Consider the following 25235-nt stretch of genomic DNA (forward strand, 5'->3'; position numbering starts at 1 on the left):
TCAAGTAAAAATTCATTCAGGTAATGATGGGAAGTGCAGCAATGTTAGGCGTAACAGCGATTGTTTGATACAAAAAAGCCATTCAGGGGAAGGCTTCCCTTGAATGACTTTTTCACATAGTTAAGTTAGTTGTTATATACAAATACTATTATTCAACCTTGATAATTTTGACTTTCATCGTTCCTGCTGGAATTGGAATATCAACTTCTTCATTCAAGCGGTGACCAATAAGTCCTTTGGCAATTGGTGAATCATTTGAAATCTTGCCTGACATTGGATCAGCCTCGGCTGCCCCAACAATTTGGTAAGTTTCTGGATCTTCATCAGGCAATTCTTTGAAGGTAACCTTTTTTCCGACGGTTACCTCGTTCTTGTCACTTGCTTTTGAATCAATGATTTGGGCGTACTGCAACATATGCTCAACCGTTGTAATTCGGCTTTCAAGCATACTTTGCTCGTCCTTAGCTGACTCATATTCTGAGTTTTCAGATAAGTCCCCATAACTTCTTGCAATCTTAATACGTTCAACCACTTTAGGTCGTTGGTTAACCTTAAGGTCTTCCAATTCTTTCTTAAGTTTATCTCGACCTTCAGCAGTCATTGGATATGTGTCTTCAGCCATTTGGTAATTTCCCCTTTTATTTTAAATTGTTGAATCAAAATTGTTCTTAATTTCTTTGTTGCCACGGTGCATCAAGATGGATCGCATCTTAGTTGTCAAAAGATCAATGGCAACCTGATTTTCTCCACCTTCAGGTACGATTAAATCAGCGTAACGTTTCGTTGGTTCAACAAATTGATGATACATCGGCTTCACGGTCATTAAATACTGATGAATAATATTATCTAATGAACGACCGCGTTCCTTCGTATCCCGTTCAATTCTTCGAATCAAACGAATGTCATCATCTGTGTCAACAAATACCTTAATATCCATTAAATCACGTAATCGTTGATCGTCAAGGATCAAAATACCTTCTAGAATAATGACTTCTCGAGGATCCTGATGAATAGTGTCCGAACTTCGGGTAAATTGTTCGTAATCATACACCGGCTTTTCAATTGCTTCATAGTTAAGCAATTGCTTTAATTGATCAATTAGAAGATCGAAGTCAAAAGCCATTGGATGATCATAGTTAACCTTCTTTCGGTCGGTCATGCTCATATCATCTTGATTATTGTAATACGAATCCTGTTGAATGATCGTAATTGAATAGTTGGACAACTGGTCAAAAATCTTTCTGGCAACGGTTGTTTTCCCACTACCAGATCCACCGGTAATGCCGATCACTACCGGCCGTGTTTTATGATTTGCCATGTAAATATGAACCTCTCAATTAATTATTATCATCCGTATGCTTAGCAATCTGCTGCTGATGTTCAGCATAGGTCTTTGAGTAATATACTTTCTTGGTCTTGGTATTTGCAACAAAGTATAAATAGTTCTTGGATCTATCCAAAGGATGCAAAACGGCACTCATCGAACTGATGCTTGGACTGTCAAATGGGCCAGGTCCAAATCCAGTATATTTGTAAAGATTATATGGTGAATCATTCTGCAAATCTTTATTCGTCAAAGTCTTATTGTTCCGATGAATTGCGTATAGCACAGCGACATCTGATTGAAGCGGCATATTGATATCAATTCGGTTTAACAAAACACCAGCCATTTTACGACGGTCATTCTGGTTAACTCCCTCACGCTCGATCAAAGAAGACAGAGTCATAAATTGTTGCATATTCATCCCTGATTTTTTGATTTTTGCAAGATGTGGGATCACTATTTGATTTGTTTTGGCAACCATTTGTTCAACCAATGACTTCAATGATGTATTCTTCTCAACTTCATAAGTTGCAGGATACAAATACCCTTCAAGACGGTAACGAACGTGTTTGGCTTTCATTGCCGACTTCAACAAATTTGGATAACGGGCAGCTAATTGTTTGATATAAGCTTGATCCTTCATCAATTTGAGAAAGTCATGACGGGTGAAATCTGTATGAGCTGAAACCTGGGAAGCAATTTGATTAATATTTGCGCCTTCACGAACCAACACTTTACCCTTGGTACTTTGAATTGGCTGATCAGTGCCACCTTCTTGAAGACGGTGGGCAATTGCTTTCAGGCTCATTGACGGTTTCAGTTGGTAATAACCAGCTCTAAAGTTGGCCATGTTGTTGGATTTGACGTAATAGTCAAAAACCATCCCGCTTTTAACAATCTTTTGAGTCTGCAAAATTGATCCAATTTGTTTATTAGACGCGCCAAGTGGAATATGCACTTGTGTCACGTTGGTATCACGAGGGTTCATTGGTTTTAATGCATCCTGGAAATATCGGTATCCCATTAAGCCAATCGCTGCAGCTAAAATAATCAGTAAGGTAATTACAGAAATAATAATTCTTCGCCCGAGACTTTTATTGGGTTTGGGGTTTCGTCGACTTGAGTCATCGCTCATGAGAAGCTCCTCCTATCTTTTCAGTTTCATTATAGTTTCCAAATTACCTAATTTCTGCATTTAAGTCAGCTGTTAAACGTTTTTTAATCTTTTCAAAGGCTTTATTAACGACTTCATCCTTAAGGGTTTCTCGAGGATCAACGTACGTTAATGAATAAGCCATTGACTTTTTACCATCAGAAACATTCTCGCCTTCATAAACATCAAACAAACGAACGTTATTTAAGAACGCACCACCACGCTTATTCATGACTTGCATGATTTGGTCGTTGGTGACATCTTGGTCAACAACCAATGAAATATCACGCTTAATTGAAGGATATTTCGAAATTGGTTTGTATTGATCATCATCCTTAGGCAAGTCAATTAATTCCTGCATATTCAAATCAAATCCATAGGTTTCTTTGATCTTAAATTTCTTGGCGATTCTTGGATGAATTTGACCAAGGAATCCAATATAGTGACCATGAATTGAGATGTTAGCAGTCCGGCCTGGATGCATTTCTGGATATTGATCAGTCGCGGTGTATTCAATATCACCCTTAACGCCAAGGTTGAGCAGGAACTGATTAACAATCCCCTTCAACTGGAAGAAATCAATTGGTTGGACATGATTGTTCCACAATGGACTTGTGAAGTTACCTGTGATCACACCGGCCATATGTTCCACTTCTTCAGGACGAATTTGTTCGGCACTGTCTTTGTAGAAGACCCGACCAGATTCATAAAGGGCAACATCATTGACTTTGTGGGCGTGATTATAAGCAACATCGTCAAGCAAACCTGAAAGCATGTTCATTCTTAATACGGAATGGTCCTGAGTCATTGGCCAAAGCAATTTGGTTTCAAAACTCTTTCTCATCATGAACATTTTTGCTTTTTCAGCAGTCGTCAATGAATATGAAATTGCCTGGGTAAGTCCCAAGCCTTCCAAAGCAGTCCGTGATGCCCGTTGAAGTTTCTGGGTTGGTGTTAAAATGCCAATACTTTGACGGCCAGTTGGCAAAGTAGCTGGTAAGTTGTCGTAGCCGTAAATTCGGGCGACTTCTTCGTTCAAATCAGCATCTCTGAAGATATCCCAACGACGAGCAGGAATGGTAACGTTTAAACCATCTTCATGGGCTTCACTGGAAAATCCGAGCCGATCGAAAATATTTTTGATTTCTTCAGTGGTAAATGAAGTCCCCAGTACATGATTGGTTCGTTCAGCTGTGGTGAAGATTGTTGGCAATTCTGGATGATATTCAGTTGCAGTGACGGTTCCTTTGGCAATCTTACCGCCAGCAAGCTCTTTAATCATGCTTACGGCTTCGTCTACGGCGTCTTGGACACCATCGGGATTAATTCCCCGTTCGAATCGTTGTGAAGCTTCTGTATGCAAATTATGACGCTGAGCAGCCTTACGAATTCTGAATGAATCAAAAATGGCTGATTCAATGACGACGTTTGTCGTGCTTTCATCGATTTGAGTATTAAAACCACCCATAACACCGGCTAAGGCGATTGGCTTGTCATTATCAGCGATCACGATATCATCAGTCGTCAGCTCATGTTTGTCTTCATCAAGGGTCGTTAACTTTTCACCCTTGGCAGCCATCCGAACCTGGATGTTGCCATTAATCTTATCCTTATCAAATGAATGAAGAGGTTGACCGTACTTCAGCAAAATATAATTGGTGACATCAACCACGTTGTTAATTGGGCGAATGCCGGCATTCCACAGAACTATCTGCAGCCATGAAGGACTTGGCGCAACTTTAACGCCTTCAACAACCCGCAGCTTGTATGTTTTGGCAAGCTTTTCGTCAGCGGTTGCCTGAATCTCTTGATTGGCATCAAGTGAATTGTCTTCATCAACAACCGGTTTTTTAATAGTTGGCTTTTGGTCATAAATGGCAGCCAGGTCATGAACAGTTCCCAAAATGCTCAACATATCACCACGGTTAGGGGTAACATCAAGATCAATAATTGGATCATCCATTCCCAAATATTTGTAAATCGGCTCGCCAACCGGAACATCATCATCAAAGACATAGATTCCGTCAGCCCATTCCTTTGGGACAACGTCTTTGCTGAAACCAATTTCGTCAAGTGCACAAATCATCCCTTGTGATTCAACACCACGCATCTTTGAACGCTTGATTTTAACGTTGCCGCCAATTCTGGAATTTGGTAAGGCAACAATAACCTTTTGATCTGCTGCGACGTTGGGAGCACCACAAACGATTTGTAATGGTTCATCTTCACCGACATCAACTTGGCAGATATGCAGATGGTCTGATTCCGGATGCTTGGTCATTGATAAAATATGACCGACAACCAACTTTTTGAGGCCATCTTCGGCGACAGTGACGGAGTCAACTTCAACTGCTGTCCGTTCGATCTTTTCAGCTAAATCTTTAGCGGGCAGATTCAAATCTAAATATTTTTTAAGCCATTTGTAAGAAACTTTCATTGTCTAATTACCCCTCTTACTGAATTGATTTAAGAAGCGGACATCATCGAGGTAGAAGTCACGAATGTCATCCACACCATATTTAAGCATTGCAAATCGGTCAGGGCCGACACCAAAGGCAAAACCGCCATACTTCTTTGAATCAACGCCAGCCATATCGAGCACATTAGGATGAACCATGCCGGCACCTAAAACTTCAATCCAGCCGGTATGCTTGCAGACGTCACAACCCTTTCCCATACAGTTAAAGCAGGTAACATCTACTTCAACAGAAGGTTCGGTAAATGGGAAATAACTTGGCCGTAAACGAATATCAAATTTATTTCCAAAAATGTTTTGGGCCATGGTAATTAACGTTCCCTTTAAATCAGCCATGGTCACGTGTTCATCAATGAAGAGTCCTTCAACTTGATGGAATTGATGTGAATGGGTTGGATCATCAGTATCACGACGGTAAACGATTCCTGGTGAGATCATCTTCAAAGGTCCCTTTGAGAAATCATGCTTTTCCAAAGCACGAGCCTGCATTGGTGAGGTTTGGGTTCTCATCAAGATCTCTTTGCTTATGTAAAAAGTATCCTGCATATCTCTTGCTGGATGGTTTTTAGGCAGGTTCATCATTTCAAAATTGTATTTGTCTTCTTCAACTTCAGGGCCTGAGAGAACTTCATAACCCATTCCCAGGAACAAATCGACAATTTGATCAATGATTTGTTGAATAACGTGCGGTTGACCTTGAGCAACCGGTTTGCCCGGCATCGTAACATCAATCTTTTCTGACGCTAATTTTGCATCCAGTGCAGCGTCTTCAAGCTTTTGGCGTTGATCGGCAACTGCTACGGTGATTGCATCACGAATTTTGTTGGCGTAACTACCGACTTCGGGACGTTCCTCAGGGGTTAAATCTTTGATTCCTCTAAGAGCAGCGGTGATGGGTCCCTTTTTACCAAGTAAATGGACTCGAATGTCGTTTAACTTCTTCAAGTCGTTGGTTTGCTCAATATCAGCAAGCCCTTTTTCTTTTATTTCTGTCAGTTGATCTCGCAGTGACATGGTATCCCTCCAGTTCTATTTTTAACCACAAAAAAAGCTTCGCCCAATAAGGGACGAAGCGACGCGGTACCACCCTAATTTGCTGTCCAAAGAGAACAACACACTTAAGACATCGTTAACGGTGATTAACCGGAAATTTTTTGTTTGACAACTCCCAATTTCAGCTCGAAAAATGAATTCGAGAAGACTTCCTACTCCGTTTTCACCAACCACGGAGTCTCTCAAATAGGAAATCAACCTACTACTTTTTTCTCAAACGCTTTACATTAGTGAATAATAAGCTAAAACAAAAAAATGGTCAAGCTACTTTTTAATGCTTGGATACCATTTTTCTGACCATGTATGAATTTCGTGCATGATCGGTGCTAATTCTTTGCCTTGCTCGGTCAATGAATATTCGATCAATGATGAGTCTTCATGTTCTGTTCGAACAACAACCCCATCGTCTTCAAGTTCTCTCAAGCGTTCAACCAAAACTCGATCACTGCACTTGGGGATTTGTCGGGCAATTTCACGAAAACGTAAAACCCCTTCTTGAAGTAAAACATCGATAATCAAGCCATTCCATTTTTTCCCGAGAAATGAAAATGTCTTCTCAAACTTCGGACATAAATAATAGTTAATTGCATCTTGCAATCCAATTGCCTGTCGCATTTAAAATCCCCCTCTCATACCATGATTCCAATTATTTTGTAGCAGATGTCCCAATAACTTGTTTCTTTAAATCTTCAAGTTTACCTTTAAGTGGACTCATGAATTCATGAACAGCTTCATAATCATCAACCAGAGAAACAATGACACTTTCTTCATACTTAGGCCGTGCAAGTGTCAGGCCCCACATATGCTTTAAAATGATGTCTTTTTCCATTGGTGATAATTTGGTAATCCGCTCGGCGTTTCGTAAGGCAACCCGTGGGTGAATAAATGCGTGAGAGCCTAAATCAAACTTAGTGGTTCTCCAATCGTAGAAAAACAGATCGTGGAGCAAACCAGCACGAGCAACGGCACGGTAATCTAAGCCCCTTCTTTTGGCAATCTTGTAACTGTCAAAAGAAACAGCAATTGAATGTTCAAGTCGAGTTGAGTGATGGTGTTGAGTATAGTTAGCCAATTTCTTAACCATATCAGTTGCCATCAGGTCAGAAACTATTTCACGATACTCAGAATCGTTTTTCCATTCATCCTTTTGCATGTAATACCCCTTTGTCTTTATTTATCAACATGATACTAGGTATTGCCCTAAATATCAATGAAAACGAACCTTATTTAACAAACTTGAAAAGTAATATTCCGGCAGCAACCGCCACATTCAATGATTCAGCCTCACCATTCATTGGAATATAAAGGTTTTGGTCGGTCTTCTTGAGAATCTCGGGATTAACCCCGTTACCTTCATTTCCCATAACCAGTGCAAATTGTTTGGTTGGTGTTATATCATAGTAAGAAATGGCCTGATCATTTAATTCGGTACCATAGGTTTTAATGCCGGCTTCTTTAAATGCGTCCATCCAATCAAGAATGTCACCTGTATAGAGCTTCATATGAAATTGACTGCCCTGCATTGAACGGACAACTTTGGGATTGTAAATGTCGGCAGAACCTTTACCAAAAACGATTCCATCAAGTCCGGCAGCATCCCCTGTTCGAACCATGGTTCCGATATTACCGGGATCTTGGATATTATCCAAAAGCATCCAGGCACCCTTCAAATCATCGGGAATCTTTTCATGATAGTCTTCGGTGTTCAAAACAGCGAAAACACCCTGGGGAGTTTCAGTCGATGAAATATGTTTGGCAATTTCCGGGGTAATCAGGAAAACCTCGGTGTCGTCATCAACGGGCAGGTCGCCCAAGTAGCTTTCATCAACGACCATTAATTGCTTGATGGCTTGACGATGACGAATCGCCTCGTCAACAATGTGCCATCCTTCAATGACATACTGACCGGACTTAACCCGGCCCTTCTTGGTTTGCATTTTGGTCCATTCTTTGACACGATTATTTTGGTTAGACGTAATTTTTTCAATATCCATACAAATCTCTCTTTTCTATATTAATAGGTGGTGAATAATTTGAACAACAAAAACCAAACGGTAAAAATGAATGCCTCTGGCCGCGTACAAGGCGTCGGCTTTCGCTGGGCAACCATCCAGATTGCCCAAGAGCTGAACATCTCCGGGTGGGTTAAAAACGAACGCAACGGCAGTGTCACAATTGTTGCCAGCGGCACTAACGAAAACCTGGAAAAATTCATCTCAAAAATCAAAAATTCCCCAACCCCGTTTGCTAAAGTAGAAAACCTTCACCTCAATTATATATCGAAAATTGTTGATAAAGGGTTTAATGTGAAATATTAAATTGAAAAGCGGTCAATAATCTAGTAAGATTGTTTTGTTTACGTACTAAGTTAAGAAAGGTCTTACTAATGAAAAAAATTAAACACATAACCACTCTTGGATTACTTTCCGGAATGGCCCTCCTTCTAAGTGGCTGTGTCCGCACAACAAAATCCGGGAAACCATACGGAGCGGTTTACGATTACCTTGCAAAACCAGCGCAGGGCATTATGGAATGGATTGCACAATTTGTCGGCAGTTATGGCTGGGCGATTATCGTCCTTACCGTAATCGTGCGAATGGTTTTATTACCTATCATGGTTCGGCAAATGAAGGCTTCAACCATTCAACAGGAAAAGATGCAGTTGATTCGACCACAAATGGCTGAACTGCAAAAACGCCAAAAGGCTGCTTCCACTCCTGAAGAACAGACTGCAGCCAGTCAGGCAATGATGGCATTATATAAGCAAAATGGCATTTCAATGACTGGTGGAATTGGTTGTTTGCCATTGATAATCCAAATGCCGATTTTTACTGCTTTGTATGCAGCAATTCGTTATTCACCAGAATTATCCCACACCGTCTTCATGGGAATTCGATTGGGACAATCAAGTTGGATTCTTGCGGTCTTGTCATTTGCTTCTTATTTGTTGCAAGGATACATCGCAATGCTGGGAACGCCGGCTGCCCAGAAGAAACAGATGGGTGCCATGATGCTGATGAGCCCAATTATGATTTTGGTATTTACACTGAGCGCACCAGCTGGATTAGGAATTTACTTCTTCATTGGCGGACTCTTCGCCTGTGTTCAAACCCTGATCATTAATATGTACCGGCCAAGGATTCGAAAGAATATTGCCAAAGAAAATGAAGGCCGAAAAAAGGTCACAGTAGAAGACTTGATGCCAAGTCCGAAGCCAGTTGCCAACGGCTCAAAACCATCCGAGCCAAATATCCATCAGCGTAATCGTCAACGAAATACTGGAAAACAGCAGGTTGACCGAAAGCCCCAAGAAACTAAAAAGGCTAAGTCAACACCTGTTCCTACACCAAGCAAACCTGTTAAGCCAAAAGCGAACCGACAACGAAATGCAGGTAAGCAGCAACGACATCACAAATCATAATCGATTAAAGATCACATCTAAGTTGATGTGATCTTTTTTGATTCATTTATCATTCAACAAAATAGTTTATTCAACCAATTGAGCGACAGAATGGTAATATTGTTATGTATATTTTTTAGGAAAAGAGCTGTTACATTTTATGAATCAACTATCCCTATTAATCATTTTGCTGGCGGCACTTGTCATCCCTTTGGCAATGGCTCGCTTCAAGATCACATTTCTTCCCACGGCCGTTGTAGAAATTATTGTGGGTGTTTTTCTTGGACCGTCTCTTTTTAATTGGATTACCGATTCCAATACCCTGGACATTCTGCAAAACGTCGGCGTTATCTTCCTGCTGTTTTTAAGTGGGATGGAAATTGATTTCAGCTTATTTAAAAAGAAGCCAACCAACCTTTCTCCACTGGCCCAAAAAGATGAGCAAAACCAACCCAAATACTCCGTTCTAAGAATTGCCGGAATGGGATATGCATCAATTGTTGCCATGTCATTTGGAATGGGCTACGTTTTAAAAATAAGCGGCTTGTTTTCGGACATTTGGTTGGCTGCTATTTTGTTCATGACAATTTCATTGGGCATTGTAATCGCCGGATTGAAGGAAAAGGAACTCCTCAGTAAGCCATTTGGCCAGGCAATTCTATTGATTGCTGCCCTTGGGGAAGTCGTCCCAATGATTGGCCTGACATTTTACGCATCGGCTTACAGTCCCCATTCCAAGTCATTGTGGTTGATTTTACTGATCTTAGTTGTAGCTGCCCTTTTGTTCTGGCGGTTTAAAGCATTCTTTCGATTCTTTGACCAAATCAATAAATCAACAACCCAGGTCGATATCCGCCTCTCATTTTTCATGATTGTCACCTTGGTGACCGTTGCCGAATCAGTTGGTGCCGAGGGAATTCTTGGTGCATTCTTAGCCGGAATCGTCATTAAATTGTTGGAACCCCACGAAGAAACCAAAGTCCGCCTCGATTCCATTGGATACGGGTTCTTCATTCCAATTTTCTTTATCATGAGTGGCGTTAACTTAAATCTTCGTACATTAATTACCAATCCTCAAACCCTGATGCTAATCCCGGTTATCTTCATTGGCTACATATTAGCAAAGGCTCTGATCTTTTTTGCATTGAAATTACGGTTCAAAAATACAAATGCGATTGCCGGGACTGCCATGTCAGTCACAACCATTACAGTTGTTTTGGCGGTTCTCCAAGTTGCCAGTCATTTAAACAGAATTACCAATCAACAGTCCGGCGCGTTTCTTCTCTCAGCAGTTCTAACCTGTGTCTTTGGCCCAATGATATTTAATAAGCTGTATTCTGCAGAAGCTGAAGACCTGAAGAAGTCCACCGTTCACTTTATTGGAACAAACTTGACCACCGTCCCCGTTGCCCAGCAGTTAGCCAAGGGATGGTACAAAGTGACGATGTATACGAATAATCAACACAATTACCGCGCCTTTAACAGTGAAACAACCATTCATCTATTAAAGAGTATGGATCCGAAGGTCATGATTGAAAATGGTGTCTTTGATGCCGATGTCGTGGTGCTTGGACAAATTAATTCCGAAAAGAATTATGAACTTGCCAAGATCGCGAAAAAGTACGGCGTTCCACGAGTCATTGTCAGATTTGAAGATCGCAATATCTTGGATGAACGCCGGGATGAGCTCAATTCATTAGGCGTTGAGCTGTACAATACTCCTGACGTTAATATCAGCATGCTGCGGTCATTAATTGAAGCTCCTTCAACGATGAGGATGATGACCTCAACGGAATCAAGTGTCTATGAAGTGGCCCTTAGAAACAGCCGTTACGCTGACATTCAAGTCCGTAACGTTCCATTTATCGACAAAATTACAATTACGCAAATCTATCGTGACAAACGATTCATCCGCCCATCCGGCGGCACATCATTGAAGCTTAACGACAGAATCATTTTTACCAGTAGTAAAACGGAAGCTCCCGAAGTTCGCAGAGAACTAGGGAAATTAAATTAGTATCCAAAAAAGCTGGTGCAATGTGAAATGAATTCATCTCACATGCACCAGCTTTTTTATTAACTATTGATTGTCTTTTGGATCTTCATGCTTGGAATTATCAGAGTCGGTTTGATCTGACTTTGAAGTGTCTAAAATTCCGTCTGGTAGTTTGTTATCCGATTGATTATCTTGAGATTCGCTAGATTCGGTAGATTCTTTTTCATCTGATTCAAGATCAGCTTCATCTGGCATATCCTGCATAATTGGTAAATTAACTTGGAAGATGGAACCATAACCCAATGAACTTTCAATTGAAATGTTTCCGTGATAAGCTTCGATCAATCGATGGGCGATTGAGAGTCCCAAACCGTTACCACCTTTGTCACGGCTACGGGCTTTATCAACCCGATAGAAACGGTTAAAGACCTTTTGCTTGTCTTCTTCGGAAATCCCTTCACCAAAGTCTTGAACAGCAATGTTCACCATTGCCATTGAAGTTGAGAGTGATAAATGAACTTCTTTTCGTTTGGTGGAATACTTAATCGCATTATCAAGAAGGATCACAAGAACCTGTTCCAAGTGATTACGATAAATTTTAACGTAAACATCATGGTCGGTATCATCATCAAAGGTAAACGTAAAGTCAGGGTGAATCATTTTGAAATCGTTGTAAACCTGAGCAAATACGTGATTAACATCGGTAATTTCTTCACCGTAATTAATTTCAATTTGTTCGGCACGAGAAAGATCCAGCATTTCAGAAACCAAACTCTTCATTCGGTTTGTTTCCTGAAGAGAAGCCTTCAAAGATTCCTCAAGGACTTCGGGATCATCTTTCCCCCATCTCAGCAGCATATCAATATGGCCTTGAATAACGGCGACAGGCGTCCTTAATTCATGGGAAACATCTTCAACAAATTGTTGCTGCTGATCAATATATCGTTGGGTCTGATCCAGCATCCCATTTAAAAGATCCGCCAAATCAGTTAATTCATCATTTGATTTCAATTCAGGAATTCGGGCATCGGAGTCCGGATCCGCTTTAACTTCATTAATGGTCTTTTGAATCTCATTAATCGGCCGTAACAACTCTTGAGCCAAAATGTAGGCGAAAAACATCGACAGCAAAACTGAAATTAAAACTAAAATAACTAAAATGACTAACAATTTGTTGGCAGTTGCTCGATAATTGTCCAGTTTGTCGGTGACTTGCGCATAACCGACAAGCGAGCCGTTTTTCTTGGATAACAGTGGTTCAGCACCAACCATTACCTGACGGCCATTTTGCCTGGTTGTAAATATTTTTCGCTTACTTGGTGAATAAAACTTAACCGCACCTTTTCGAGATTCAAACAATTCATTGCCGTGAACGTCATAGACATTCACTAAAATATTATCCCGAGAGAAATTCACAATCAACGAATTTGAATAAAGGTCGTTCCCATTGGCTTGGGTTACCTGATCATTGTCACTGGTAATCTTAGGCTTCAAATAATAGGCAACGTCACCCTTACTCAAAGGTGAGGAATAATTTGAAAGTCTTGATGACACGGTACTTAAAGTATTATCAATATGGGCGTGTTCCTGTTGAAGAAGCACATTTGTGAATCGGTTAAAAATTAGAACTGAGAAGATAACAACAATCGCCAAAACACCAATGGACGTAAAAAACGCCCACTTCCATTTTAGCGATGTCTTTCTTCTTTTTTGTTTCGTGTTGGATTGGGTCATGAACGCATCACGTACCCAGTACCTCTAACAGTTTGGATGTAACTATTTTCACCTGGACGATCAATCTTGTTTCGCAGGTATCGAATATAAACATCGACAACGTTGGTCTCAACTTCTGAGTCGTACCCCCATACCTTGGTAAGTAAAACGTCTCGAGCTAAAACAACGTCAACATTTTCCATCAAAGTTAACAAGAGTTCATATTCACGCTTTGTCAGATTAATGACCTCATCGCCACGACGAACAATCCGACTTTCCTTTTCAATGGTTAAGTCTTTAAAAGTAACGGATTTCTTGTTGCTTTTTTGTTGATCGTTCTCAATTTGAATTCGACGAAGCAAGGCACGAATTCGGGCCAATAATTCTTCAATTGCAAATGGTTTAACGATGTAGTCATCAGCGCCATGGTCAAAACCAGAAACTCGATCAATAACGGAATCCCGGGCAGTCATCATAATAATAGGTGTGTTTTTCTTTTCACGTAATCGACGGGCAACTTCCATCCCATTCAATTCCGGTAACATTAAATCAAGTAAAATAACATCAAAGTTTTCATCCAAGGCAGCTTGTAAACCGGTTCTTCCGTTTAATTCCACCTGGGTATCATAGCCTTCATGCTTTAATTCCAATTCAACGAATCGGGCTAAATTCTTTTCGTCTTCAATAATCAAAATTCGACTCATAAATGATCAGCTCTCCTATAACATATCTTAATTTATTTATTAGTAACGTAGAAACCTTTTAACATAACTCTCATTTTACCATAATTATGTGAGTTTAAGGCTTTAACTTTGAGAAAACTTATAAAACCACCCTCATTTGGAAATTATTTTCAATTAATCGACATTTGTGTAGATTTTCACTTGATAATGTAAGCGTTCCTGTTTATAATGTACTTGTTTGAAAATATATTACAAAAAGGATGAATAAACCTATGAAAGCTGCTGTTGTAAGAGATCCAGTCGATGGATATGTTGATATTAAAGATGTAAATTTACGCCCCATTCATGAAGGCGAAGCATTAGTAAAAGTTGAATATTGTGGTTTATGTCACACAGACCTTCACGTTGCTGAAGGAGATTTCGGTAAAGTTCCTGGCCGGATCATTGGTCACGAAGGTGTTGGTAAAGTTATTCAAGTTGCCGACGATGTTACCAATTTAAAGATTGGTGATCGTGTATCAATCGCTTGGTTCTATAGAGGCTGTGGCCATTGTGAGTATTGTATCACTGGTCGTGAAACCCTTTGCCGTAACGTTCAAAACTCAGGTTACACTGTTGATGGTGCAATGGCTGAAGAAGTTATTGTCCCTGCCGACTACGCCGTTAAAGTTCCTGAAGGCTTGGATCCTGTTGAAGCAACTTCATTAACATGTGCCGGTGTTACGATGTACAAGGCACTTAAAGTTGGTGATACCCGTCCTGGACAATGGGTTGAAGTTGTTGGTTGTGGAGGCTTGGGTAACCTTGCTGTTCAATACGCACACAACGTCTTTGGTGCTCATGTTGTTGCCGTTGATGGTAACGAACAAAAGCTTCAAGCAGCTAAGGATAACGGTGCTGATATTACTATCAACCGTCACGATCCAGATGTTGCTGAACAAATCCAAAAGAAGGTTGGCGGAGTTCATAACGCCCAAATCACTGCCGTTACAACTGACGCATTTACCACTTCTGTTAACGCATTGCGTCCAGATGGTAAGTTGGTTGCCGTTGCCCTTCCTAAAGGTGATATGGCATTGAATATTGACAAGACTGTTCTTGATGGTATTCAAGTTGCCGGTTCACTGGTTGGAACTCGTCAGGACCTCGCTGAAACATTCCAGTTTGGTGCTGAAGGTAAAGTTAAGCCAATCGTTCAAACTCGTCGTCTTGACGAAGTTAACGACATCATTGATGAAATGAAAGCTAACAAGATCGTTGGCCGAATGGTTGTTGATTTCACTAAATAATAATCGATATTAAATTTAGGGGCCCTCGCAAAATGATTGCGAAGGCCCCTCTTTTATGCTTAAAAAAGTGTACAAAAAAACCAATTTAGAATCCATGGCGTTCTAAATTGGTTATTTATTACTTCTTATCTTTGATAACTTTACGGCCTTTGTAAAAGCCTGATGGTGAAACGTGATGTGGCATGGTGTATTCACCGGTCTTAGGGTCGAGGCTCAAATTAGGAGTCGTCAACTTGATGTGACCGCGACGCATGCGCTTTCTAGCTTTAGAAGTTCTACGTGCTGGTGTAGCCATTGTTTTTCCCTCCTCGTAAAAATAAAATATCCACTAGTGAAATTTTAAGTCCAGCTATTTTGAATCGCGATTCTTAAAAAAGTTCTTCAATTCTGCCAGACGTGGATCAACAGTTTTTAACTCTGCCTTCTGTTTGCTGTAGTCATCGACTGTCATAACATCCCAGTCGTTACCACTTGGCATCTCTTTGCCCGCAATTTCTTCAGGAGACAGGACGTGCATAGGAATATGCAGTATCACATTATCAACAACGGCACTTTGCATATCCACCTGATCGTCTTCGCCAAGGACAAAGACAACATCATCTTTACCATATCGTGATTCCGCAGCTTTTGAAGGAACATAGAATTCCTCAACCGTAAAATCAAGTGGTAAATCAACTGGGGTCAGTGAACGTGATGACGGCACCACAAGCTTTCCAACTATGTGGGTGTCGATAATCACATCGCCCTGATCAGCAAATGCAGTTCCTTCAACATTAAAGTCAGATGCATCGATCACCTCGTCAGCATATCGATCAAGCAAATCATCTTTAATATGAAGCTTCTCATTGAATGTGAACGGATCAGTATCTGAGTACTTTTGCAAGTCTCTAAAGTACCATTTCAATGTAATTCCTCCAATGCAACAAAACTTATTATACCGGCAACAAATAGGCTTGTCAAGGTAATTTCCTTGATAGTCCTTTGGTGTTTATTCAAGAATTACCGGATGCCGATAAAAATCCTGTGAGGCACCATTAATCATTTGGGTCAACATTCCCCCACGGAAGTCCATTTGGATAAAATCAGCAACGACATCATCATTGATCTTCGTAATCAGCGGCCATTCAAGATCGCCTTTAATCTGGTTAAGGTATTTTTGCCCCTTGGCATTAAATCCTAGAAGGCGAATATATCCACCTGTCTGAAGCATATCACGACTGGCTGCATGCAGCAATACGTATGTGCACAGACGCTGAATTCGGGTGTATGTGTACCGTTTAGTCTTAACCAAATGAAGGAATTCTTGAAAGCTGGTCGCTTTGATGGCAGCCCTTTTCAGCCGATATTCAATGCCTTCAGTCATTTGATAAATTTGATGAAGATTTTCGACCGGATTCTCAACAAGCTCGAATCTTAAAAAAGGCCAGAAATCATTCCAATCCATCATATGATGATTGGCGATCACTTTTAAAGTACTTTCGGGAACAACGGGTTTAATCATTGAAAGATCATGATTCCCAATCGCCTTCCGAATGGCGGAAGCACTCGCGATGGACCCTTGATCACTAATTTCAGTGTCGTCATGGTTACTGCCGACACGCTGTAACGGGACCGTCCGAAGTGGCGATCCTGCTTCAAAATTAGCCTTGGCATAGCCAAATCCCAAAATGTCATTTGGTTGATTTAAACGAATCCCAGTCCGTTGAAAGAGATAATCTTGGAAAATCGAGGCGTACGGTCGATCAAAACGCTTAAAGCTCTCCTTATCCTTCGGTTGGTTATCAATGAGTTTTTGATAATCCATGGAAGGATGTTCCGCACCAAAAGCCAACCAGTCACATTTCAGGTGAGAAGCTAAATCAACCGCCCCTTTTGAAAACAGATGAGATGGCTGAACAGCAGAAAAAAGTGGCAGTTCAACGACCAAATCCACACCGCCAAGCAATGCCATCCTAGTTCGCTGCCACTTGTCAAAGGCTGCCGGTTCACCACGCTGCAGCCAATTTCCACTCATAATGGCCACACTCACATCGGCACCGGTGGTCTGTTTCGCCTGGCTCAACATATAGCGATGGCCATTATGAAAAGGATTATATTCTGAAACGATTCCGACTGCCCGAAGCATGTTTTATCATCTCTCTATAGGCTTGTTTGTGACGAAAAACCAGCGCTTGGTTATTTCAGTAAATGGCTTGTCGCCAAAGTCTGTAAACTCAAGCTCACTGCGATAGCCGGCTTTGGTAAGCAACTGATCAATCTCATCATAAGTGTAGGCTCTTTCACGGTGAATTTCGTTGTATGCATCATAAGCATCTTTATCTTCATTATATTGAAAGAAGTTTAATTCATGTTCAACCGAGATTGGGGCAAAATCGCCCTTATAGCTCGTCCACATGAAAGCAGCATCTTCACTTCGATAGTTGTACATGTATCCTGGATAAACGTCTTGAACCTGATGTGGCGTAATCATATCAAATAAGAACTGGCCCTTAGGCTTTAAATGATCAAAAACCGCTTGATATGCAGCCAATAAGTCATCTGATTTAATCAAATAATTCAGTGAATCGTCAAAGCAGGTAATGATATCATACTGGTCCAATCCGTCCAAAGAACGCATGTCGGTTTGAATAAAGGGCACGTCAACCTTTGCATCACGAGATCTTTGCTCAGCAATAGTCAGCATGTCCTCAGAGAGATCTGCTCCCGAAACCTGAAAGCCCATTTGCGCTAATTTGATAGCCAACCGGCCGGTCCCACAAGCAAGGTCTAAAATTTTAATATCACTATTTTCTTTACCGGTACTAGCGGCATAGCGGGCAACAAACTTTGCCCAGCGATCATATAGAGTTGCGTCAAACAAATCATCATAAAATTTGGCGAATTCTGTATATATCATGCTATGCCTCCACCCATGAATCGGTATTAACGATTGGTGCGTCTGACCAAAGTTTTTCCAAATTGTAAAAGTCACGGACATCCTTTTGGAAAATGTGGACAACAACATCGCCAAGATCAATCAAGATCCAACGAGCAGTATCCTTGCCTGAAACACTGTATACATTAACATCGTCTGCTTCAACTTGATCAACAATCTCATCGGCAATTGCTTTTACCTGTCGATTGGAATTGGCATCAGCAATCACAAAGTAGTCAGCCATCAGACTAACCTTTTGCATATCGAGAACAACGATATCGTTAGCCCGTTTACTATCAGCGGCACGAACGACAATTTCTGAAATCTTTTTACTATTCATATTAACTCCTTAATCTAATCCTGAGCCTGGTACCCAACTATTATAGGTAACAATTGTTTGTGGAAAAACTGGTTTATTATTTGCTATCAGATAACTCAGCGTCTGCTTAGTTTGATAAGCAACCCCTTGTTGGAGGTTGTTCATGGTAATCCGACGGGCATCATCAACACCGTCAAAATCTCGACCTGGTTCAATATAATCGGCCATATAGACAATTTGTTCAAGCGGCGTCATGTATTGATGACCCACCGTATGATATCTGACGGCATTTAAAATATCAATATCATTGATCTGTAATTCGTTTTTGACAAAAATCCAGCCAACGACACCGTGCCAAATTGCGTTACCGTAGTTCAACAATTCCGGATCCATTTGATACTCTTTAATGGCCTTAATAAAGTCCTCATCCGGGCGTTGCTTAGCATAATCGTGAACGAGTCCACCAATGGCAGCCTTTTCGATATTGACTCCATTACGTTCGGCCAAGTCCATCGCCGTTTGCTCAACTCTTAAACAGTGTTGAAAACGACTATCTGTTAATGCCGAATGAAGCTTAGCCACCAATTCATCACGAGTGTACGGAACAAAATGGCCTTGATATTTTAACTGATCATTTTTCATATAAATGGTTCTCCTTTATATAACGTTCTACAGAAGATGGTACCAAATATTTGATTGATTGATGTTGTCGGATTTTAGAACGAATAAGTGATGACGAAATGTCGATAAATGGGACATCAACCCAGATAACGGGATATTTGGAAGCCGGTGTGTAGCCATCGCGTTTAACGCCAACAAACGAAACCAGCTTCACTAAATCATCTATCCGGTACCACTTAGGCAAATAGTTAACCATATCGCCACCGATGATAAAGTAGTAATGATTTTCAGGGTGCTGCTGGGTTAATTGTTTCATCGTGTCATAAGAATAACTGACACCGCCTCGCATGATCTCTGTCATCTCAATCGCAAACTTGGGATTATCACGAATAGCCCCATTAATCATGGCAACCCGATCTTTCGCATCAATCGCAAATTTCCTGTCAACATGTGGCGGATTTGCATCTGGCATAAAGCAAACTTTATCCAGTCCCAGTTGGTCTAAAACCTGTTCAGCGATAATTAGATGGCCATTGTGAATAGGATTAAAGGTACCGCCAAGAATCCCAATCCGCCTACCCTTTTTTTGTTTAATCGTTTTGGCTTGTGTTAATGTTTCAACATTATTCAGAACGTTCGACATACCGAATTACCTCTAAATTGCAAAAACTTCATTGGATAATTTTTGATTATTTGTGTCTTTGGATGGTTTGAACAATACCAGCGTCTTACCAATCGTTTGAACAACAGTGACATCGCTTTTCGACTCAATATAGTCTTTAATGTCATCAACAGTAGCAGCTGAATTCTGAAGCACATTAATTTTGATAAGTTCTCTGGTATCAAGCGCTTTTTGAATCTCATCCAGCCAAACTGAAGAAAGGCCGTTTTTGCCGACTTCGAAAATTGGCCGCATGCGGTTAGCACTTGCTCTTAAAAAACGTTTTTGTTTTCCGGTTAATTTCATAAATACCTCTTTATTTTAAATCATTGCAGGACGCATCAAAACTGAAACGCCTTTTGGAGCCCAACCAGTTACGGAGACATCAGCAGGAATTGTCACCCATCCAAGACCCTCAATGACCAAATCACTCTTCTCAGTCGATTTGAATTCATGAGGTTCCAATGGTGGAAAATCAGCTTTTTGGTCTTCAGTTGGCGGTGTTAAGAACGAGCCAACATGACTGGCATAAAAGTCGTCAGCATTTTCCAACTTTGTCCGATGAATAAATAAATTATTCTCCGCATAAACCGTAAAACCGTGACGTTTGTCACCAGCATTGTAATCAAAGCGGGCAACTCCGGCAAAAAACAACGTCTGGCCAGGGTTTAACTGATACCCTTTTGGCTTGATTGTCTTTTGAGGTGTCACAAGGTTCAACTCTTTACCAGTTAAATGATGTGCCATTTGTTCCGGTTGAATGATTCCTGGGGTGTCGACAAGATTGCGACCATCCTTTAAAGGAATATCAATTCGGTCCAAGGTTGTTCCGGGAAATCTTGATGTTGTAATTAATTCTTTAATACCGGTTGATTGACGAACAATTGAATTGATCAACGTTGACTTACCGACATTGGTAACACCGACAACATAGACATCTTTGCCTTTACGTAATTTTTCAATTTTATCCAACAACTGATCAATATCATAATTGGTCTTTGCCGAAATCAATTCAACGTCAATTGGTCGGATACCTGCTGCGTTGGCTTGTTGACGAAGCCAATCCTTCACTTTGTTTTTCTTCAAAGCTTTAGGCAGGATATCCAGCTTATTTCCGACTAAAAGGACTGGATTGTTTCCAACAAATCGATGCAATCCAGGAATCATACTTCCATTAACATCAAAGATATCAACCACATAAACAATTAACGAGTCGGTATCGGAAATACTTGTTAACAGCTTTAAGAAGTCATCATCTGATAAACTGACGGGAGCAATTTCATTATAGTGCCGAAGTCGGAAGCAACGCTGACAATAGACTTCTCCATTTTCCAATCCTTTTTTTAAAGCAGATGCGGGCGTATACCCCAGTGCATCTTTATCTGTCGTTTGGACTGCTGCACCACAGCCGACACAATGAACGACTTCACCGTCAACAACAACTTCATTATTTGCCATAATTTCTCCTATTTCCAATGTAAATCTGGATATTTTTTCGATAATTTATTCCAGACAATTTTTTCAAAGTAACGATTGATCATGGTATTCCATGCATCATCACGAACGAGTGGTTTAACAAGAATGCTGCGCATGCCGCAACTATTAGCCGCTACAACGTCGGTCATTAACTGATCGCCAATCATAACCGTGTTGCGCTTCTGCAGATTAAATTCCTTTAACGCGTGACGAATACCAATCGTTAGTGGTTTCATTGCCCGAGGGACAAAAGGCAGTTGATAATCTTGAACTGCCTTTTGAATCCGCTTGTGACTGTTATTGGAAACAACAATGACTTTAATGCCATATTTTTTGTTTTCCGATAACCATTTATGCAGTGCGTCAGAACCCTTCTTGGAATTCCAAGGCACCAAAGTATTATCTAAATCGGTTAGAACACAGTTGATATTATGATCCAACAGGAACTGAGGAGAAATTGTATAAATATCTCCAATCATCCAAGTTGGTTTAAATCGAGACAACATATGTCGCTCCTTAAATATAGTTAATTTATTTAAAAAAACTTCCACCAAACTATCGGTGAAAGTCATTTTAGCACATCAAAATTACTTAAGTACTTTTTTAGCTTCGTCAGTAAGTGCTTTGAAAGCATCTGCATCATTAACAGCTAAATCAGCAAGCATTTTACGGTTCATGTCGATGTTGGCAAGCTTTAAACCGTGCATAAATTGGCTGTAGCTGAGGTCATTAAGACGAGCAGCAGCGTTGATACGAGCGATCCAGATCTTACGGAAGTTACCTTTGTTGTTACGACGGTCACGGAATGCATAAACCTGTGACTTCATTACTTGATCTTTGGCAGTCTTGAATAAACGAGACTTTCCACCGCGATAACCCTTAGCTAATTTTAAAACACGCTTACGACGTGCATGTGTGACTGTTCCACCTTTTACTCGTGGCATTTTGAATTCCTCCTATATTTTGAAAAGTAATAACTGAATGTATAGTTGATTTTATAGATGTGGCAATAATTTTCTGTAAGTCTTGATGTTAGTTTTGTCCATCATACTAGTACCACGAAGTTGGCGACGTTGCTTCTTTGTCTTACCGTGGAAACGGTGACTTGTGTAAGCATTGGCACTCTTAAATCCACCGTTGGCAGTTCTCTTGAAACGTTTTGCTGCAGCACGGTTTGTTTTTTGTTTAGGCATTGGTAAAAATCCTCCTCAAGTATTTAACAACTATTATTTTTTATCTGGATCTTTTGGTGAAAGCATTAAGAACATGCTTCTTCCGTCCATCTTGGGATGTTGAGTAACGGCAGCAACATCAGCCGTTTCAGCAGCCATTCGGTCAAGAACTTTTCGACCAATATCCTTATGGGTAATGGCACGTCCCTTAAATCGAATTGATACACGAACTTTTTCACCCTTTGCCAAGAACTTCTTGGCATTCTTCAACTTGGTGTTAAAATCGTTAACATCAATTGTTGGGCTTAATCGGACTTCCTTGACACTGATGACTTTTTGTTTCTTACGGGATTCACGTTCCTTCTTTTGCATTTCAAAACGATACTTCCCGTAATCAAGAATCTTTGCAACTGGTGGTTTGGCTTTCGGTGCAACCAAGACAAGATCCAAATCAGCGTCTTCAGCTAACTGAAGCGCTTGTGACTTAGACTTAACTCCAAGTTGATCACCATTAGCACCAATCAAACGAACCTCACGAGCACGGATTCCATCATTAACCATCATATCTTTTGCTATGGTACTTCACCTCCGAATAATTTGAAAAAGCAGAAAGAGAGCGGACACAGATTTGCGCCCGCTCTCAATTAAAGAACTTGAACGATCAAGTTCTTACTCGATATCATGCCCAGCAAACTTAGAAATTTACTCAGGCGAGAAGCGGGTAGCTCCTGCTTTCATTTGAACAACTATTAAATAATATCATCTAATCACTAATGTGTCAAACAGTGAATCATTGAACCGGTCATCCAATGGTGATTACTCTTCACGTGAATATGAAGCAATATCCTTTGAAACTTCGTCAATAAAGTCTGGAACTGACTTGGATTGGGTATCCTTTTCACCATACTTACGAACTGAAACACTGTTGCCATTAACTTCTTCGTCACCAACAACCAATGTGTATGGAATCTTGTGAGTTTGAGCATCACGGATTAAGTAACCCATCTTTTCAGCACGGGTATCAACAGATGAACGAATCTTCAATGCGCGAAGTTGTTCATTGATCTTCTTTGCGTAATCAAGATGCTTATCTTGGCTGACAGGAATAATCTTAACTTGGTGTGGAGCCAACCATGTTGGGAATGCACCTTTATAGATTTCAGTCAGGTAGGCAACAAATCGTTCCATAGTTGAAACCAAGCCACGGTGAATCATAACTGGACGATGTTGTTTACCATCTTCACCAATATAATGAAGGTCGAATCGTTCTGGGAGCATGAAGTCCAACTGGATGGTTGACAATGTTTCTTCGTTACCAAGGGCAGTCTTTGTTTGAACATCAAGCTTTGGACCGTAGAAGGCAGCTTCACCTTCAGCTTCGGTATACTTCAAGCCCATTTCATCCATGGCACCTTTAAGCATTGTTTGAGCCTTGGTCCACATTTCATCATCGTCGAAGTACTTTTCAGTATTGGCAGGATCACGATAACTCAAACGGAAAGTGTAATCACTGATATCAAAATCGTGGTATACATCAACCATCAAATTAAGGATCTTCTTGAATTCTTCTTGAATTTGATCAAGGGCAACAAATGTGTGACCATCATTCAATGTCATTTCACGAACACGTTGAAGTCCTGACAAAGCACCTGATTTTTCGTAACGGTGCATCATACCAAGTTCAGCGATCCGAAGTGGCAATTCACGGTATGAACGAATGTGGTGGTTGTAAATTTGAATATGACTAGGACAGTTCATTGGACGTAATTCAAGCATTTCGCCATCGCCCATGTCCATTGGTGGGAACATGTCTTCACGATAATGTGCCCAGTGACCTGACTGCTTGTACAGATCAAGGTTGGCAAGGACAGGTGTGTAAACGTGTTGGTAACCATTGGCAACTTCCTTGTCAACGATGTAACGTTCAATCGTTCTTCTGATAGTTGCACCATTTGGCATCCAGTAAGGAAGTCCGGCACCAACTTTAGGATCAACGAAGAACAAATCAAGTTCGTTACCAATTACACGGTGATCACGTTCATGAGCTTCTTTACGCTTTTCAAGGTCGGCATCCAATTCTTTTTGCTTGTTAAATGCTGTTGCATAAATTCTTTGCAGCATTGGATTGGATGACTTACCCTGCCAGTATGCACCGGCAACTGAAAGTAATTTGAAGATCTTAACTTTACCGGTTGATGGTAATACGGCACCTTCTGCGATTGACTTGAAGTCGTCAATTTCAAAGAACTTAACCTTGCCGTCAACTTCATTTTCCTTAACCAATTCTTTTTGGTATGGGTCGTCGCCGGCAACTTTAGCTGCTTCATCGGCACTCAGGAAAACAACCTTAATTGGCAGGTCCTTCTTGATGATCTTATGCATTGACTGGCTAAGGCCTTCCAATTGATCAACACTGATTTGGGTGTCAGGCTTGTCGGTATCAACAAAGAATCCATCTTCATCGGCATCACTTTCACCAAAGTGAATATTGTTAAACTCTTTGGCAATTGCCATCTTCAAGATTTGAGCTGCGGTTGCACGCAAAACGCTCAAACCATCTTTGCTGTCAGAGGTGATGATTTCAATCTTTCCGCCTTTATGTAAAGGTTCGTCGTTATTTACAAGTTTGCCGTCTAATTTTGCTGCAACGGCCTTTTTACCTAAACTAACCGCAATTGACTTGGCGATATCTTCTGAGGTAACACCATCGTCAAATTGTTTAACACTGCCATCTGGAAATTCAAACGAAAGTTTTGACATATTTCCTACTTCCTTTTTTTATTTTAATTGGAGCCACAAAAAAAGTCCCTGATATACTTTTACAGCATATCAGGGACGCAATTAGCGCGGTTCCACCCAAATTGGATTTTTGGATACAAATATCCAAAAAGCTCTCAAGTGGCTGCTAACGGTACCGACCGGGAAAGCATTATCCGCAATCCATTCCAAAGAGTGGTAATAATTAATTTCTAAACAAATGGTCTT

At 40.6% G+C, this 25235-nt stretch carries 28 protein-coding genes and 2 other annotated features; of the genes, 4 read left to right on the forward strand and 24 right to left on the reverse strand.

Annotation, left to right across the window (positions count from 1 at the left end; translation table 11 throughout):
* Nucleotides 1-148: 148 nt before the first annotated feature.
* The 8 genes from greA to DNL43_RS10295 all read right to left on the reverse strand — a co-directional run bounded on the left by greA (nt 149) and on the right by DNL43_RS10295 (nt 8000).
* Complete coding sequence (gene greA / locus DNL43_RS10260; RefSeq protein ID WP_056981269.1) at nt 149-622, reverse strand: transcription elongation factor GreA; 474 nt, start codon at nt 620-622, stop codon at nt 149-151.
* Nucleotides 623-643: 21 nt separating this feature from the next.
* A complete protein-coding gene (gene udk, locus DNL43_RS10265) occupies nt 644-1318 on the reverse strand; it encodes a uridine kinase (protein WP_054769877.1) in 675 nt (224 codons plus the stop codon).
* A 19-nt stretch (nt 1319-1337) separates the two neighbouring features.
* Nucleotides 1338-2459: an endolytic transglycosylase MltG gene (mltG, locus tag DNL43_RS10270; protein ID WP_054769876.1), complete on the reverse strand. Its 1122-nt coding sequence runs from the start codon at nt 2457-2459 to the stop codon at nt 1338-1340.
* 43 nt (nt 2460-2502) lie between these two features.
* Nucleotides 2503-4914 carry a phenylalanine--tRNA ligase subunit beta gene (gene pheT, locus DNL43_RS10275; RefSeq protein WP_095344746.1) on the reverse strand — a complete coding sequence of 804 codons (2412 nt, stop codon included), beginning with the start codon at nt 4912-4914 and terminating at the stop codon, nt 2503-2505.
* A 3-nt stretch (nt 4915-4917) separates the two neighbouring features.
* The gene (pheS, locus tag DNL43_RS10280) at nt 4918-5967 is read right to left on the reverse strand and encodes a phenylalanine--tRNA ligase subunit alpha (protein ID WP_056981266.1); all 1050 of its coding nucleotides are present in this window, start codon (nt 5965-5967) and stop codon (nt 4918-4920) included.
* Nucleotides 5968-6013: 46 nt separating this feature from the next.
* Nucleotides 6014-6233 (reverse strand) — a binding site (T-box leader).
* Between the two features lie 37 nt (nt 6234-6270).
* Complete coding sequence (locus DNL43_RS10285) at nt 6271-6621, reverse strand: winged helix-turn-helix transcriptional regulator (RefSeq protein ID WP_054768968.1); 351 nt, start codon at nt 6619-6621, stop codon at nt 6271-6273.
* Between the two features lie 31 nt (nt 6622-6652).
* Entirely contained in the window at nt 6653-7159 is a 507-nt protein-coding gene (locus tag DNL43_RS10290; RefSeq protein WP_095344747.1) for an HD domain-containing protein, read from the reverse strand.
* Nucleotides 7160-7229: 70 nt separating this feature from the next.
* Nucleotides 7230-8000 (reverse strand): TrmH family RNA methyltransferase, encoded by a 771-nt coding sequence (locus DNL43_RS10295; RefSeq protein WP_054768966.1) that lies wholly within the window; start codon nt 7998-8000, stop codon nt 7230-7232.
* 39 nt (nt 8001-8039) lie between these two features.
* Here DNL43_RS10295 and DNL43_RS10300 point away from each other — a divergent pair, with 39 nt between their 5' ends.
* The 3 genes from DNL43_RS10300 to DNL43_RS10310 all read left to right on the forward strand — a co-directional run bounded on the left by DNL43_RS10300 (nt 8040) and on the right by DNL43_RS10310 (nt 11423).
* A complete protein-coding gene (locus DNL43_RS10300; protein WP_054768965.1) occupies nt 8040-8324 on the forward strand; it encodes an acylphosphatase in 285 nt (94 codons plus the stop codon).
* A gap of 68 nt (nt 8325-8392) precedes the next feature.
* A complete protein-coding gene (gene yidC, locus DNL43_RS10305) occupies nt 8393-9427 on the forward strand; it encodes a membrane protein insertase YidC (RefSeq protein ID WP_056981265.1) in 1035 nt (344 codons plus the stop codon).
* Between the two features lie 139 nt (nt 9428-9566).
* Nucleotides 9567-11423: a cation:proton antiporter family protein gene (locus DNL43_RS10310; RefSeq protein WP_056981263.1), complete on the forward strand. Its 1857-nt coding sequence runs from the start codon at nt 9567-9569 to the stop codon at nt 11421-11423.
* A 63-nt stretch (nt 11424-11486) separates the two neighbouring features.
* Here DNL43_RS10310 and DNL43_RS10315 read toward each other — a convergent pair whose 3' ends face one another.
* Both DNL43_RS10315 and DNL43_RS10320 read right to left on the reverse strand, forming a co-directional pair.
* Nucleotides 11487-13136 carry a HAMP domain-containing histidine kinase gene (locus DNL43_RS10315; RefSeq protein ID WP_054768964.1) on the reverse strand — a complete coding sequence of 550 codons (1650 nt, stop codon included), beginning with the start codon at nt 13134-13136 and terminating at the stop codon, nt 11487-11489.
* Nucleotides 13133-13819, reverse strand: coding sequence for a response regulator transcription factor (locus DNL43_RS10320; RefSeq protein ID WP_020280160.1), 687 nt, complete (start codon nt 13817-13819; stop codon nt 13133-13135). Before DNL43_RS10320 ends, DNL43_RS10315 begins: the two co-directional genes overlap by 4 nt.
* Nucleotides 13820-14070: 251 nt before the next feature.
* Between DNL43_RS10320 and adhP the strand changes: the two genes are divergently transcribed.
* Complete coding sequence (gene adhP / locus DNL43_RS10325) at nt 14071-15087, forward strand: alcohol dehydrogenase AdhP (RefSeq protein ID WP_056981259.1); 1017 nt, start codon at nt 14071-14073, stop codon at nt 15085-15087.
* A 118-nt stretch (nt 15088-15205) separates the two neighbouring features.
* On the opposite strand, the gene rpmF is transcribed toward adhP, so the two are convergent.
* The 14 genes from rpmF to thrS all read right to left on the reverse strand — a co-directional run bounded on the left by rpmF (nt 15206) and on the right by thrS (nt 25010).
* The gene (gene rpmF / locus DNL43_RS10330) at nt 15206-15382 is read right to left on the reverse strand and encodes a 50S ribosomal protein L32 (protein ID WP_054768963.1); all 177 of its coding nucleotides are present in this window, start codon (nt 15380-15382) and stop codon (nt 15206-15208) included.
* Between the two features lie 54 nt (nt 15383-15436).
* Nucleotides 15437-15991 carry a DUF177 domain-containing protein gene (locus DNL43_RS10335; protein WP_054768962.1) on the reverse strand — a complete coding sequence of 185 codons (555 nt, stop codon included), beginning with the start codon at nt 15989-15991 and terminating at the stop codon, nt 15437-15439.
* A gap of 84 nt (nt 15992-16075) precedes the next feature.
* The gene (locus tag DNL43_RS10340) at nt 16076-17212 is read right to left on the reverse strand and encodes a nucleotidyltransferase (protein ID WP_056981257.1); all 1137 of its coding nucleotides are present in this window, start codon (nt 17210-17212) and stop codon (nt 16076-16078) included.
* Between the two features lie 6 nt (nt 17213-17218).
* Nucleotides 17219-17983 (reverse strand): class I SAM-dependent DNA methyltransferase, encoded by a 765-nt coding sequence (locus DNL43_RS10345; protein WP_095344748.1) that lies wholly within the window; start codon nt 17981-17983, stop codon nt 17219-17221.
* Between the two features lies 1 nt (nt 17984).
* The gene (gene rsfS, locus DNL43_RS10350; RefSeq protein WP_054768960.1) at nt 17985-18341 is read right to left on the reverse strand and encodes a ribosome silencing factor; all 357 of its coding nucleotides are present in this window, start codon (nt 18339-18341) and stop codon (nt 17985-17987) included.
* Between the two features lie 9 nt (nt 18342-18350).
* Nucleotides 18351-18962, reverse strand: coding sequence for a bis(5'-nucleosyl)-tetraphosphatase (symmetrical) YqeK (gene yqeK, locus DNL43_RS10355; protein ID WP_056981255.1), 612 nt, complete (start codon nt 18960-18962; stop codon nt 18351-18353).
* On the reverse strand, nt 18952-19584 hold the full coding sequence (locus tag DNL43_RS10360) for a nicotinate-nucleotide adenylyltransferase (protein WP_056981253.1): 633 nt from the start codon (nt 19582-19584) through the stop codon (nt 18952-18954). Before DNL43_RS10360 ends, yqeK begins: the two co-directional genes overlap by 11 nt.
* A gap of 12 nt (nt 19585-19596) precedes the next feature.
* Nucleotides 19597-19908 (reverse strand): ribosome assembly RNA-binding protein YhbY, encoded by a 312-nt coding sequence (gene yhbY, locus DNL43_RS10365; RefSeq protein WP_056981250.1) that lies wholly within the window; start codon nt 19906-19908, stop codon nt 19597-19599.
* 15 nt (nt 19909-19923) lie between these two features.
* Nucleotides 19924-21060, reverse strand: a complete 1137-nt coding sequence (gene yqeH / locus DNL43_RS10370; RefSeq protein ID WP_056981248.1) for a ribosome biogenesis GTPase YqeH — start codon at nt 21058-21060, stop codon at nt 19924-19926.
* Between the two features lie 8 nt (nt 21061-21068).
* Entirely contained in the window at nt 21069-21584 is a 516-nt protein-coding gene (locus DNL43_RS10375) for a YqeG family HAD IIIA-type phosphatase (protein ID WP_056981246.1), read from the reverse strand.
* Between the two features lie 81 nt (nt 21585-21665).
* On the reverse strand, nt 21666-22022 hold the full coding sequence (gene rplT, locus DNL43_RS10380) for a 50S ribosomal protein L20 (protein WP_054768958.1): 357 nt from the start codon (nt 22020-22022) through the stop codon (nt 21666-21668).
* Between the two features lie 51 nt (nt 22023-22073).
* Entirely contained in the window at nt 22074-22271 is a 198-nt protein-coding gene (rpmI, locus tag DNL43_RS10385) for a 50S ribosomal protein L35 (RefSeq protein ID WP_056981245.1), read from the reverse strand.
* A 33-nt stretch (nt 22272-22304) separates the two neighbouring features.
* The gene (gene infC / locus DNL43_RS10390; protein WP_056981243.1) at nt 22305-22814 is read right to left on the reverse strand and encodes a translation initiation factor IF-3; all 510 of its coding nucleotides are present in this window, start codon (nt 22812-22814) and stop codon (nt 22305-22307) included.
* 38 nt (nt 22815-22852) lie between these two features.
* Nucleotides 22853-22990: a sequence feature (ribosomal protein L20 leader region), on the reverse strand.
* Between the two features lie 76 nt (nt 22991-23066).
* Nucleotides 23067-25010: a threonine--tRNA ligase gene (gene thrS, locus DNL43_RS10395; RefSeq protein ID WP_056981241.1), complete on the reverse strand. Its 1944-nt coding sequence runs from the start codon at nt 25008-25010 to the stop codon at nt 23067-23069.
* Nucleotides 25011-25235 lie beyond the last annotated feature (225 nt).

It is taken from the genome of Lentilactobacillus kefiri, from assembly GCF_009739535.1.
GTDB classification, from domain to species: Bacteria; Bacillota; Bacilli; order Lactobacillales; family Lactobacillaceae; genus Lentilactobacillus; species Lentilactobacillus kefiri.

Bases quoted from the DNA above. Each gene is read 5' to 3' on its own strand.
- DNL43_RS10285 (WP_054768968.1), bottom strand. From the start codon at position 6,621: ATGCGACAGGCAATTGGATTGCAAGATGCAATTAACTATTATTTATGT.
- DNL43_RS10315 (WP_054768964.1), bottom strand. From the start codon at position 13,136: ATGACCCAATCCAACACGAAACAAAAAAGAAGAAAGACATCGCTAAAA.
- pheS (WP_056981266.1), bottom strand. From the start codon at position 5,967: ATGTCACTGCGAGATCAACTGACAGAAATAAAAGAAAAAGGGCTTGCT.
- DNL43_RS10320 (WP_020280160.1), bottom strand. From the start codon at position 13,819: ATGAGTCGAATTTTGATTATTGAAGACGAAAAGAATTTAGCCCGATTC.
- DNL43_RS10295 (WP_054768966.1), bottom strand. From the start codon at position 8,000: ATGGATATTGAAAAAATTACGTCTAACCAAAATAATCGTGTCAAAGAA.
- yqeK (WP_056981255.1), bottom strand. From the start codon at position 18,962: ATGAAAAATGATCAGTTAAAATATCAAGGCCATTTTGTTCCGTACACT.
- yidC (WP_056981265.1), top strand. From the start codon at position 8,393: ATGAAAAAAATTAAACACATAACCACTCTTGGATTACTTTCCGGAATG.
- DNL43_RS10340 (WP_056981257.1), bottom strand. From the start codon at position 17,212: ATGCTTCGGGCAGTCGGAATCGTTTCAGAATATAATCCTTTTCATAAT.
- thrS (WP_056981241.1), bottom strand. From the start codon at position 25,010: ATGTCAAAACTTTCGTTTGAATTTCCAGATGGCAGTGTTAAACAATTT.
- rpmF (WP_054768963.1), bottom strand. From the start codon at position 15,382: ATGGCTACACCAGCACGTAGAACTTCTAAAGCTAGAAAGCGCATGCGT.
- rpmI (WP_056981245.1), bottom strand. From the start codon at position 22,271: ATGCCTAAACAAAAAACAAACCGTGCTGCAGCAAAACGTTTCAAGAGA.
- pheT (WP_095344746.1), bottom strand. From the start codon at position 4,914: ATGAAAGTTTCTTACAAATGGCTTAAAAAATATTTAGATTTGAATCTG.
- DNL43_RS10360 (WP_056981253.1), bottom strand. From the start codon at position 19,584: ATGTCGAACGTTCTGAATAATGTTGAAACATTAACACAAGCCAAAACG.
- yhbY (WP_056981250.1), bottom strand. From the start codon at position 19,908: ATGAAATTAACCGGAAAACAAAAACGTTTTTTAAGAGCAAGTGCTAAC.
- DNL43_RS10345 (WP_095344748.1), bottom strand. From the start codon at position 17,983: ATGATATATACAGAATTCGCCAAATTTTATGATGATTTGTTTGACGCA.
- DNL43_RS10310 (WP_056981263.1), top strand. From the start codon at position 9,567: ATGAATCAACTATCCCTATTAATCATTTTGCTGGCGGCACTTGTCATC.
- yqeH (WP_056981248.1), bottom strand. From the start codon at position 21,060: ATGGCAAATAATGAAGTTGTTGTTGACGGTGAAGTCGTTCATTGTGTC.
- DNL43_RS10375 (WP_056981246.1), bottom strand. From the start codon at position 21,584: ATGTTGTCTCGATTTAAACCAACTTGGATGATTGGAGATATTTATACA.
- rsfS (WP_054768960.1), bottom strand. From the start codon at position 18,341: ATGAATAGTAAAAAGATTTCAGAAATTGTCGTTCGTGCCGCTGATAGT.
- greA (WP_056981269.1), bottom strand. From the start codon at position 622: ATGGCTGAAGACACATATCCAATGACTGCTGAAGGTCGAGATAAACTT.
- infC (WP_056981243.1), bottom strand. From the start codon at position 22,814: ATGATGGTTAATGATGGAATCCGTGCTCGTGAGGTTCGTTTGATTGGT.
- mltG (WP_054769876.1), bottom strand. From the start codon at position 2,459: ATGAGCGATGACTCAAGTCGACGAAACCCCAAACCCAATAAAAGTCTC.
- udk (WP_054769877.1), bottom strand. From the start codon at position 1,318: ATGGCAAATCATAAAACACGGCCGGTAGTGATCGGCATTACCGGTGGA.
- rplT (WP_054768958.1), bottom strand. From the start codon at position 22,022: ATGCCACGAGTAAAAGGTGGAACAGTCACACATGCACGTCGTAAGCGT.
- DNL43_RS10290 (WP_095344747.1), bottom strand. From the start codon at position 7,159: ATGCAAAAGGATGAATGGAAAAACGATTCTGAGTATCGTGAAATAGTT.
- adhP (WP_056981259.1), top strand. From the start codon at position 14,071: ATGAAAGCTGCTGTTGTAAGAGATCCAGTCGATGGATATGTTGATATT.